Raw genomic sequence first — 11500 nt, 5'->3', positions numbered from 1 at the left:
CGCGGCACCGGCTCACCGAAGTGTCACCACCAAAACCCCGAAACCGTCACCGATCTCTAGAACCAGAACTGTCACCGATGTCCTGAGACATAACAGAGTGCCTGAAACAGAGTGCCTGAAGCTGTGATGTCTCAAGACATCGGTGACAGATTCGTGGGCCTTGGTGGTCACACCTGAAGGAGGGGCGGCCGACCAAACGCGGAAGGGCTCGCAGGCACGCCTTGTCTGCCAGAATCGCAAGCTGCGACGGCGTAGACGTGCGGACCCTGGGAGGAACTGATGCCGGACGAACCCGATGCCGAGCTCCGACACCGGGTGGAACAGGCACTGGGCCGGCTGACCACGACTTGGGCCGTTCCCGACACCGGTTGGTCGGGGGCGAGCCGGCACTCGGTCGGATTGGCCGACGGTACGCGCGTCTTCGTCAAGGCCGCCACGGATGACGATACTGAGCGCTGGCTCCGTACCGAACACCTTTTCCTGCAACACGTTCCCGAGCGGTTCGCGCCAGCGATCATCGCGTGGCTCGACGAGCCCGGCCGCCCGATTCTCATCACTGAAGATCTCAGCCGGGCGCACTGGCCGGCCAGCCATCAGGGTGTGAATTGGCGCCCCGGCGATATCGATCTCGTGCTCACCGCTGTCGCCGAGCTCTCCCGGACCGAGGCACCGGACGTCTTCTCACCCACACCGCCGACGCACGCTCGCTGGCCCGGTCTGCTCTCCGGCCCGGACCGAGCAGCCTTCCTCGAATTGCAGCTGTGCTCGGAGAAGTGGCTCGACGACGCGGCACCGCACCTCATCGCCGCCGAATCCCGCTGCGACGAGGACGGCACGAGCCTGGTGCACGGGGATCTGCGCAGCGACAACATCTGCATCGACGGTGAGCGGGTGGTCTTCGTCGACTGGAGCCACACCTCGCGCGGCAGCGCCGGCCATGATCTGGCCGGCCTGCTCCCGACCCTTTACCTCGAGGGCGGGCCCCCTCCGTACGACGTCATGCCGGGCGGCGCACCCTGGGCTGCCGCTGGTGCGGCCACGCTCGCCTATCGCGTTCACCATGAGTCCCTGCCGCACTGGCTGGTCCCGGTGATGACCCGGATGATCGCGATCGACCTGTCGTGGGCAGCATCATCGCTAGGACTTCCGCAGCCCGACGGCGCCGCCCTGCGCCAGCCAAACAAATAGCAGGCGGTACGGCGGGGCAGGGTGTCAGGATGCTGGGCATGGTTGAGCGTGCGTTGAGCTTTGGGTCTGTTGCGGAGACGTATGAACAGTTCCGCCCTGGGTATCCCGACGAATTGCTCGGAGTGGTGACTGCATACGCGGGTGAGCCGATTCGGACTGCTCTCGAGATCGGCGCTGGGACCGGCAAGGCGACGCGCGTGTTTGCCCGGGGAGGGATCGCGGTCACGGCGACCGAGCCGGACGCGGCGATGCTCGCCGTACTGCGGAAGCACCTGCCGGCGACTGTGACCGCCGTACAGGGTGCGTTCGAGGATCTGCCGCTCGATACGTCGTACGACGTGGTGTACTCGGCGGCCGCGCTCCATTGGACCAATCCGGACGGTCGGTGGGAGCGGATGGCGGCTCTCGTGCGGCCGGGTGGGGTGTTCACCTCGTTCGCGTCGCCGATCCAGTTGGCCGACCTGGAGCTCAGGGAGGCGGCGCGGGTGGCGCGGGCGCCGTACTTGGAGACCGACGATGTGCCGTCGCCGGACCCGAGGCCGCCTGCGGAGCGTCCGATGGAGTGGCCTGGCTCGGAGCTTCTGGAGTCCGAGTGGTTCACGGACGTGCGGCAGACCGTGGTTGAGCGGCGGCTGACGCTGAGTGCTCAGGACTACATCGGGCATCTCTCGACAGTGTCGGCCTACGTGCTGCTGGAGCCCGCCGTCCGGGACGAGGTGTTCCGCCTGGTCCTCGAGGTGCTGCCCGAAACCGTGGAGATCGACGCCGAGGTCACTGTTCACCTCGCCCGCCGCAGGTAGCACAAGGCCCTCGCTCCCGAGCGGAAGCGAGGGCCTGTGAACAGCAGTCTCAGCCGATCAGGTTGAGGGCCTTGACGGCGTCGCGCTCTTCGGCGAGCTCGGCGGTGGAGGCATCGATGCGGGCGCGGGAGAAGTCGTTGATCTCCAGGCCCTGGACGATCTCCCAGTTGCCGTCCTTGGTGGTGACCGGGAAGGACGAGATCAGGCCCTCCGGAACGCCGTAGGAGCCGTCGGAGACGACAGCCATGGACAGCCAGTCGCCGTCGGCGGAGCCGCGCAGCCAGTCGCGGGTGTGGTCGATGGTGGCGGCGGCGGCCGAGGCGGCCGAGGACGCGCCGCGGGCCTCGATGATGGCGGCGCCGCGCTTCTGCACGGTCGGGATGAAGTCGTTCTCGAGCCAGTCGGTGTCACCGGTGAAGTCGGCGGTGTTCTTGCCGGCGACCTCGGCGTGGAAGATGTCCGGGTACTGGGTGGCCGAGTGGTTGCCCCAGATGGTCAGCTTCTTCAGCTCGGTGACGTGCACGCCGGCCTTGCGCGCGAGCTGGGCGAGCGCGCGGTTGTGGTCGAGCCGGGTCAGCGCGGAGAAGCGCTCGGCGGGAATGTCCGGCGCGTTGCTGCGGGCGATCAGCGCGTTGGTGTTGGCCGGGTTGCCGGTGACGGTGATCCGGATGTCGTCGGCGGCGTGGTCGTTCAGCGCCTTGCCCTGGCCGGTGAAGATCGCGCCGTTGGCCTCGAGCAGGTCACCGCGCTCCATGCCCTTGGTCCGCGGCCGGGCGCCGACCAGCAGCGCGACGTTGGCGCCGTCGAAGATGACGTTCGGGTCGTCGCCGATCTCGACCCCGGCCAGCGTCGGGAAGGCGGAGTCCTCGAGCTCCATGACGACACCCTCGACCGCCTTCAGCGCCGGGGTGATCTCGAGCAGCCGCAGCTCCACCGGGGTGTCCGGGCCGAGCAGGGCACCGCTCGCGATCCGGAACAGCAGGCTGTAGCCGATGTTCCCGGCGGCTCCGGTGACGGCCACCTTTACCGGTGTAATGCTCACGACAGCTCCAATCTGTGCATTCTTTGTGCTTCGGACGCTAGCAACATCCGCAGGCGCGCCCAACCCTGGGTCACCACCGACTTGCTCACATCCCCGAAGGTTCGTTCACCGGGCCGTCATCTGCCGGACGCAGAGGGGGCGCACCGTACTCGACAGTCCCTGACAGGTAAGGAGCAATTCCCATGAAGCGGTTCCTCCCCGCGGCCATCTCGGCCTTCGCGGTCGGTGCCACGCTGCTGGCCCCGCAGGTTGTCCAGCAGAGCACCCAGCAGAACGGCGGCCAGGCTCAGGCCGCCGGCTCTGCCTACCAGCACCGCGACAAGTTCATCATCATCGGCCACCGCGGTGCCTCGGGGTATCGGCCCGAGCACACGCTGGCGTCGTACGAGCTGGCCGCCCGCATGGGCGCCGACTACGTCGAGCCCGACCTGGTGAGCACCAAGGACCACGTCCTGGTCACCCGGCACGAGCCGGAGATCGGCGGTACGACGGATGTCGCGAAGCACCCCGAGTTCGCGAACCGCAAGAAGACCAAGGTGCTCGACGGGGTCTCGCTGACCGGTTGGTTCACCGAGGACTTCACCCTCAAGGAGCTGAAGACGCTGCGCGCCGAGGAGCGCATCCCGGCGATCCGGCAGCACAACACCGCGTTCAACGACCGCTACCAGATCCCGACCTTCCAGGAGGTCATCGACCTGACCAAGCGGCTGTCCAAGGAGCTCGGCCGCCCGATCGGCATCTACCCCGAGACCAAGCACCCGACGTACTTCCGCAGCCAGGGTCTTCCGCTCGAGCCCGAGTTGGTGAAGACGCTGAACCGCAACGGCCTGAACCGTCCGGACGCCAAGGTGTTCGTGCAGTCCTTCGAGGTCTCGAACCTGATCGCCCTGCACAAGCAGCTCCGGGTCCCGTTGGTCCAGCTGACCGACGCCGTCGGCCGGCCGTACGACTTCACGGTCTCCGGCGACAAGCGCACGTACGCCGACATCACTTCGGCGAAGGGGCTTCGTGAGGTCGCCAAGTACGCGGCCGGCGTCGGTCCGTACAAGGAGCAGATCATCCCGTTCACGGCCGACGGCAAGCTCGGCAAGCAGACCACGCTGGTCGCCGACGCGCACCGGGCCGGGCTGGTCGTGCACCCGTACACCTTCCGGGTCGAGAACAACTTCCTGCCGGCCGACTTCGACAGCGACGCCGTCCCGTCGGACTCGGGCAACCTGTTCGGTGAGATCGCGGCGTACCGGGCGACCGGGATCGACGGCCTCTTCACCGACAACACCGACATCGCGGTCGCTCAGCGGGCCGAGGCGAAGTAACTGACAAGATGGGTGGGTGGAGCGCAAGGTCGGCACGGGGACAGCGACGGTAGAGGCAGCGGCCGACGGCACGTACGTGCTGGCCGTCGACGGCTCACTGCAGTCGCAGGTCGATCTGGCGGATCCCACCCACCTCTCCTTCGAGTACATGCGGCGGATCGCCGACGTACTCGACGCGATGACGTCCCGCCGGCAGCCGATCGCAGTGACCCATATCGGGGGTGCCGCGCTCAGCCTGCCGCGGTACGTCGCGACCACGCGACCGCGGTCCCGGCAGATCGTGCTCGAACCCGACGAGGATCTGACCGAGTTCGTCCGGGAGAGCCTGCCGCTGCCGAAACGCTCCGGGATCAAGGTCCGCGGCGCCACCGGCCGGGCCGGGATCAAGGACCTGTACGACGACTCGATGGACGTCGTGATCCTGGACGCGTTCGAGCGCGAAGCCGTCCCGGCCAACCTCGTCACCACCGAGTTCTTCGCCGACTGCGCCCGCGTCCTCCGGCCGACCGGCCTGCTGATCGCGAACCTGATCGACGGCTCGGCCGGCCTGCCCTTCGTTCGTCGTACGGCGGCCACCGTGCGAGCGGCGTTGGGCGACGGCGTCGTGCTGGCCGAGCGCAAGATCCTCCGCGGCAAAGGCTTCGGGAACGTCATCCTGGTCGCCTCCCCGAACACCGTGCCGGACCTGACGGCGACCGGTCGGAAGGCGCAGCCGCCGTACGACGTGACTCCGCTGGCCGAACTCGCCGGGAGAGCAGCCGCCCTGACCGACGCCGAGGCCTTCACCCCGCCGGCCGCGCCGCCGGGGACATTTCGTCCCTGACCACCCGCACGGCGAGTAGCTGACATGCTACGGACTGTGATAGGTAGGTGACGGCGTCCGCCCGCCACCGACGAACGGGGATCTGTGATGGGTCGGCTACGCCTGGGGATTTCGCTGCTGCTCGTCGCCGGACTCGGACTGGTGCCGACGGCAACGGCTCGGGCAGAGACCATCCGCACCTTCGGCAAGGTTTTCGGTGCGCAGACGAACGGCGCGATCCGGATCACCGGCAATGCGCTGGAGACCTGCGACACCTCGGCGCCGACCTGCAAGGCCGCGTTGGCCGGCGGGAATACCGGGGCCTCGAACAACGAATGGGCGATGCGTCTCCTCGACGCGGACTCCGATGCCGCGACGAGTTCGTCGTCGGCGGCAACAGTCAGCGTGCCCGACGGCGCGAAGGTCCTGTACGCCGGTCTGTTCTGGGGAGCCAGTCGCGCGGCCGGAACCGGCGGTACGGCGAGCAGTGGTGACGGCAAGACGATCAAGCTCAAGGTTCCGGGCGGTACGTCGTACCAGACGCTGACCGCCGGCCGGACCGACTACCTGAGCGTCTCGACCCAGGACTACTCGTCCTACCTCGACGTCACCGACGTCGTCCAGAAGGCCGGCGGCGGCGAGTACTGGGGTGCGGATGTTGCCGCCGGCACCGGAAACGACCGGTACGCCGGGTGGAGCCTGGTGATCGCCTATGAGGACTCGAGTGAGCCGCTGCGCGACCTGACCGTCTTCAACGGCTACGCGCGCGTCACCACCGGCGACGTGATCAAGACCAGCATCTCGGGCTTCCTGGCTCCCCCGAGCGGCGCGGTGAACGCGCGCTTCGGCAGCGTCACCTATGAAGGCGACGCCGGGATCAGCGGCGACTACTTCGCCGTGAACGGCACCCGGCTCGCGGACGTGCAGAACCCGTCGGCCAACTTCTTCGGCAGCCGGGTCACCGACGGCGGCAAGAACCTCAAGGACCGTACGCCGTCCGCGGTGAACAACCTCGGCCTGGACGCGAAGGTGGTGGACGGCGCCGGCATCCTCGCCAACAGCGCGACCAGCGCCGAGCTCACCTTCGCCAGCACCGGAGACTTCTACTATCCGGCCGCGCTCACCACCCAGATCGACCTTTACGCGCCGAAGATCAAGGGCACCAAGACGGTTCGCAACCTGGCCGGCAATGACCCGGCGAAGGTCGGCGACACCCTCGAGTACACGCTCAGCTACGGCAACACCGGTGACGACGACGCGCTCAAGTCGACGATTCGCGACGCGTTGCCGCCGAATACGACGTACGTGCCGGGCTCGCTCGCGGTCGGAACCACCACCAAGACAGACCCGGCCGGCGACGATCAGGCCGAGTACGACGGCTCCTCGCGAACCGTCCGCTTCCGGGTCGGCGCGGGTGCGAACGCGACCACTGGCGGCCGCCTCGGGACCAACGAGAGCGCGACGGTCCGCTTCCGCGTCACCCTCGACGGACCCTCGGCCGGGACCACCGTGGTGAACACCGGCTACCTCGACTACACGGCCGAGACCCTGAACAAGCCGTACACCTACCGGGCCGACGAGGTTCGTACGCCGGTCGCCGAGTCGGCCGACCTGCAGCTCTCCAAGACCGGTACGCCGGACCAGGTCGCGGCCGGTGCCGAGCTGACCTACACACTCGTTGCCCGGAACAACGGTCCGAGTACGGCGAAGGATGTCGCGGTCGTCGACACCTTGCCGGATGGCGTTGAGCTGGTCTCGGTCAAGCCCGCGCAAGGTACATGCAACACCAAGGTCGAGTGTGCGCTCGGCGAGATCCCCTCCGGGTCGAGTGTCTCGATCACGGTCGTGGTCAAGGTCCCAGCGGCCAGCACCGCAACAGGATTGACGAACGTCGCCACCGCGACCACGTCGACCTCCGACCCGAACCCCGCCAACAACACGGCCTCGGTGACGACGCCGGTGACGCGTGCAGCGGACCTCGCTCTGCTGAAGACAGTTGCCCCGAGCAACCCCGCTCCGGGTGAGCGGGTCAAGTACACGCTGAAGATCACCAACAACGGTCCGTCGGTGGCGCAGCAGGTTCGCGTCGCGGACTCGCTCCCGGCCGGTCTGACGATCGTCGACGCCCAGGCGCCGGCTCCGGCTGGTTGTTCAGCGGCCGGTCAAGAAATCACCTGTCTCGTCGACACCCTGGCCAGCAAGTCCACGTTGACGATCGAGGTGACGGCCACCCTCGACTCGTCGTACCAGGGTGGTCCGCTGGCCAACAGCGGCGCGGTCTCCAGCGCGACGCCCGATCCTGATCCCTCCAACAACACCGGTTCGGCGACCATCACGCCTGGTGATCCGAAGGCCGATCTGGTGGTCGGCAAGCAGACGGTGACCTCGCCAGTGGTGCCGGGGAAGCCGGTCACCTACCAAATCACTGTGCACAACGACGGCCCGTCCGACGCCCACACCGTTCAGGTTACCGATGATCTGCCAACCGGCTTGAGCGAGGCGACGGCCGACTCGACCGCAGGGTCCTGCACGGTGTCCTCCGGCCAGGTCCGCTGCGCCCTCGGCGATCTGGGGAATGGTTCGACGGCAACGATCACGGTGACCGCGCAGGTGGCGGCGACCGCAACCGGAACGCTGATCAACAGCGCCACGGCGACCTCGCCGACGCCGGATCCGGAGAAGTCGAACAACACCGGCCGCACGTCCGACGACCTCAAGCCGAGTGCCGATCTGGCCATCACCAAGACCGCCCAGCCCGCGCCGGTCCAGGCCGGTCGGCCCGTCACCTACACGCTGACTGTCACCAACAACGGCCCCTCGGCCGCGCAGTCGGTCACGGTGACCGACCCGGTTCCGGCGCCCTTGAAGTATGTCTCGGCAACCACCTCGCAGGGCTCTTGTGATCAAGCCGACGGCACGGTCACCTGCGCAGTCGGAACAGTTGCCCCGGGCGACAAGATCACCGTGACCGTGGTGGCGAACGTTCCGTCCGGCACTCCGCCGAACGAACTCGCCAACACGGCCAAGGTCTCATCACCGACGCCGGATCCCTTTGCCGACAACAACACTGCGACGTACACGCTGCTCACTGGCGCGCAGGCGAACATCACGCTGACCAAGACCGTCAGCCCCGACCCGGTCGTCGCAGGTGAGGCGATCACCTACAAACTGACCGTCGCGAATGCCGGCCCTTCCGATGCCCAAGGCATCAGCCTGGATGACGACGTACCGGCTGCGGTGACGGGCGTGAGTGCTGAGGCGCCCGGCGGGGCGACTTGCCAGGTCAGCGATGGGCGCGTCACCTGCGAGCTGGCGACGTTGGCGGCGAGGGACAGCTTCGTGGTCACCGTCACCGGCACGGTTGCTCCGGCGACAGCGCCGGGGGCGTTGACGAACACGGCCTCAGCTGGCGCGAAGACGCCGGAGGATCCGACCGACTCGGACAACACGGCCACCAGTACGACGACCGTCCAGGCGCAGGCCGATCTCTCGATCACCAAGTCTGCTCCGGCAACTGTTGTAGCAGGCAATGGACTGATCTACACGCTGACGGTCCGCAACGCCGGACCGTCCGACGCGATCGGTGCCGTGGTCACCGACACTCTGCCCGCCGGTACGACGTACGTCCGCGGATCGAGCCCGGTCGGCGACTGCATGCAGGGCCCGTCGGTTGCCGAGCCAGTGGTCATCTGCCCGGCCGGTCGCCTCAAGCCAGGTGCTTCGGTGGTCATCACCGTGACCGTCAAGGTGGACCCAGCTGTTGCCCCGGGCAAACTGACCAACGCCGCGACGGTCAGTTCCCAGACGCCGGATCCGAACGACGGCAACAACCGCGACACGGTCGAAACCACGGTCACGGCCTCGGCCGATCTGTCGATCACCAAGTCGGTGACGCCGTCACCGTTGGTTGCCGGCGGCGAAGGTCTCTACACGCTGACCGTGCACAACGCCGGCCCGTCGACCGCACAGGCCGTCACAGTGACCGACACGCTCCCCGCCGGAGTGTCGGTGCTGGAGGCAACCAGTGCGAACGGCGACTGCACCACTGCGGTGAGCTGCACGCTTGGCGCGATGGCGCCGGGCGCGGATGCCGTCGTACAGATCCGGGTCAAGGTCGACTCGGGTCAGACTGCTCCGATCACCAACGCGGCCGAGGTCACCAGTACGACGCCGGACCCGAACGAGGCGGACAACACGAGCAAGATCACCACCAAGGTCAACCAGGCGGCCGATCTCGAGGTGATCAAGACCAGTGACGAGAAGTCGGCGACCGCCGGTGGCGGCGTCACCTATCGCCTCACCGTCGTGAACCGCGGGCCGTCGGACGCGACCGCGGTCGCCCTGACCGACACGCTGCCGACGGGGCTGACCGTGGTCAAGGTCGAGCCCGACTGCAAGATCACCGGGCCGAAGATCGAGTGCGCGCTCGGCGCTCTCGTCGCCGGTGCCTCGGTGACGATCGCCGTGACCGCGGCCCTCGACCCCGCCTACACCGGTACGACGCTGGTGAACACGGCGGCGGTGACTTCGCCGGTACCGGATCCCGATGACACCAACAACAGTTCGACCGTCACGATCCCGGTCGGGACCAGCGCGGATGTCCAGGTGACCAAGCAGTCCGAGCCGGGGACCGTCACGCCGGGCAGCACGTTCGACTACGCGATCGTGGTCACGAACACCGGCCCGTCGGTCGCGCGGTCGGTGGTCGTCACCGACACGATCCCGGCCGGGCTGACCATCGTGTCGGCCGCGAAGCCGTGCCAGGTGGACGGGTCCACGGTTCGCTGCGCACTGGGCGACGTACCGATCGGGCAGGTGATTCTCTCGATCAAGGTCAAGCTCGTGGCCGGGTACGACGGTGCATCGCTGACCAACACGGCGACGGCGACCTCGCCGACGCCTGATCCGGACAAGGACAACAACACCGGGACGAGTGTCTCGCCGGTCGCTGCACTCGCGGACCTGGCGATCACCAAGACGATGGCGCCGGCGAATCCGGTCGCCGGGCAGCAGGTGACCTACACGCTGACGGTGAAGAACAACGGGCCGTCCGATGCGCAGAAGGTCGTGATCACCGATGAACTACCGCGAGGTTTGACCAAGGTCTCGGCGAAGGGCCCGTGCATCCTGTTGCCGCCGGCAACGCAGGGCGCGCCGGATGCTCCGGAGGCCGGGACGGTCCAATGCAGTACGGCGTCCCTCGCGGAAGGGGCCACGATCGTCATCACGATCACGGCGACCGTCGTACCGGGGTTCAGTGGCGAGCTGGCGAACGTGGCGCGGGTGGGGTCGGCCACGCCGGACCCGGTGACCACGAACAACGAGGCAAAGGTCAGTGGGCGGCCGGGGCGGTCGGCGAACCTTGCGGTCTACAAGACGGCGTCCAGCCCGAGCGTGGTTGCCGGTGGGTCACTGCGGTACCGGATCGCGGTACACAACGACGGCCCGTCGGCAGCGCTCAAGGTGTCCGTCACTGATGAGTTGGCGAGCGGGCTGAGGTTGCGGTCGACGCCGGCGCGGTGCAAGGCGACCGGGCAGCTCCTGACGTGTGCGATCGATCGGATCGATCCCGGCAAGACTGCGGTGATCGTGCTCGATGTCGTGGTGGATCCGAAGTACGCGACTACGTCGGTGAGCAACACGGCGACCGCGACCTCGGTGACGCCGGATCCGGATCCGAAGGACAACAGCAGCACGGTGACGACGACGGTGACCAAGCCGGCCAAGCCTGGTGGCGAGTTGCCGGAGACCGGGAGCCCGATCGGGTTCTGGGTGGCCGCGATGGCGTTGATCCTGGTCGCGGCCGGGACGGTGCTGATCGCGGTCAGCCGGCGAGCCGGTCGACGCAGTCACTGAAGGCAAGGCGCTCGGTGCGGCTCGCGCCGAGCGCCAGGATGAACTGATCGAGCCGGTCCGGTCGCGGAACCCGGCCACCCCGCAGCCAGCTCTGCAGGGTGGCTCGGGGGATGCCGGTGAGGCGTTCCAGCGACCGGAGTGATCGCGGCGCTGTGAGCGCCGTGAGCGCTGCGCCGAGGTCCTCTGGGGTCGCGGCCGCGCGCAGGAGCTCGTTGACGTCCTGGGGGTCGCGGGCGGCCGCCTCCCAGTGCCGCCGCCAGATCGGCAGCAGCTCGGCCGGTACGTCGCAGCCGGTGAGGAACGCGACAGTCACCGGCCAGCTCGGCAGCTGCTTCCCGCTGGTCGCGCGGACCAGGTGTGCGTGCGAGTAGTGGGCGTGATCGGCGAGTTCGCGATAGCTGAGACCGGCATCCTGGCGAACCCGCTGCAGGGCGCCGGCGAACGCTTCGAGCTGCATGGCAACCTCCTCGCGATCAAACATAAGTCAACATGAACG

At 67.9% G+C, this 11500-nt stretch carries 7 protein-coding genes; 5 read left to right on the top strand and 2 right to left on the bottom strand.

Going from position 1 to position 11500, the window contains the following annotated elements; all coding sequences use genetic code 11:
- Window positions 1-279: 279 nt before the first annotated feature.
- Together ACIA49_RS06160 and ACIA49_RS06155 are read left to right on the top strand one after the other, a co-directional pair.
- Window positions 280-1188, top strand: a complete 909-nt coding sequence (locus ACIA49_RS06160) for a phosphotransferase (RefSeq protein ID WP_396376018.1) — start codon at window positions 280-282, stop codon at window positions 1186-1188.
- A gap of 29 nt (window positions 1189-1217) precedes the next feature.
- Window positions 1218-1988, top strand: coding sequence for a class I SAM-dependent methyltransferase (locus ACIA49_RS06155; protein ID WP_396376017.1), 771 nt, complete (start codon window positions 1218-1220; stop codon window positions 1986-1988).
- Between the two features lie 49 nt (window positions 1989-2037).
- Here ACIA49_RS06155 and ACIA49_RS06150 read toward each other — a convergent pair whose 3' ends face one another.
- Window positions 2038-3030 (bottom strand): malate dehydrogenase, encoded by a 993-nt coding sequence (locus tag ACIA49_RS06150; protein ID WP_396376016.1) that lies wholly within the window; start codon window positions 3028-3030, stop codon window positions 2038-2040.
- Window positions 3031-3212: 182 nt separating this feature from the next.
- Here ACIA49_RS06150 and ACIA49_RS06145 point away from each other — a divergent pair, with 182 nt between their 5' ends.
- The 3 genes from ACIA49_RS06145 (at window position 3213) to ACIA49_RS06135 (ending at window position 11004) form a co-directional block, all read left to right on the top strand.
- Complete coding sequence (locus ACIA49_RS06145) at window positions 3213-4346, top strand: glycerophosphodiester phosphodiesterase (protein WP_396376015.1); 1134 nt, start codon at window positions 3213-3215, stop codon at window positions 4344-4346.
- Between the two features lie 16 nt (window positions 4347-4362).
- Window positions 4363-5169, top strand: a complete 807-nt coding sequence (locus ACIA49_RS06140) for a spermidine synthase (protein WP_396376014.1) — start codon at window positions 4363-4365, stop codon at window positions 5167-5169.
- An 87-nt stretch (window positions 5170-5256) separates the two neighbouring features.
- Complete coding sequence (locus tag ACIA49_RS06135; RefSeq protein WP_396376013.1) at window positions 5257-11004, top strand: hypothetical protein; 5748 nt, start codon at window positions 5257-5259, stop codon at window positions 11002-11004.
- Here ACIA49_RS06135 and ACIA49_RS06130 read toward each other — a convergent pair.
- A complete protein-coding gene (locus ACIA49_RS06130; RefSeq protein ID WP_396376012.1) occupies window positions 10973-11461 on the bottom strand; it encodes a helix-turn-helix transcriptional regulator in 489 nt (162 codons plus the stop codon). The two genes, ACIA49_RS06135 and ACIA49_RS06130, sit on opposite strands and share 32 nt — an antisense overlap.
- Window positions 11462-11500 lie beyond the last annotated feature (39 nt).

The organism is Kribbella sp. NPDC051587 (genome assembly GCF_044453945.1).
GTDB lineage: Bacteria > Actinomycetota > Actinomycetes > Propionibacteriales > Kribbellaceae > Kribbella.
Note: the sequence above shows the minus strand (reverse complement) of the source record. Positions and strands in the feature narration are given on the sequence as shown.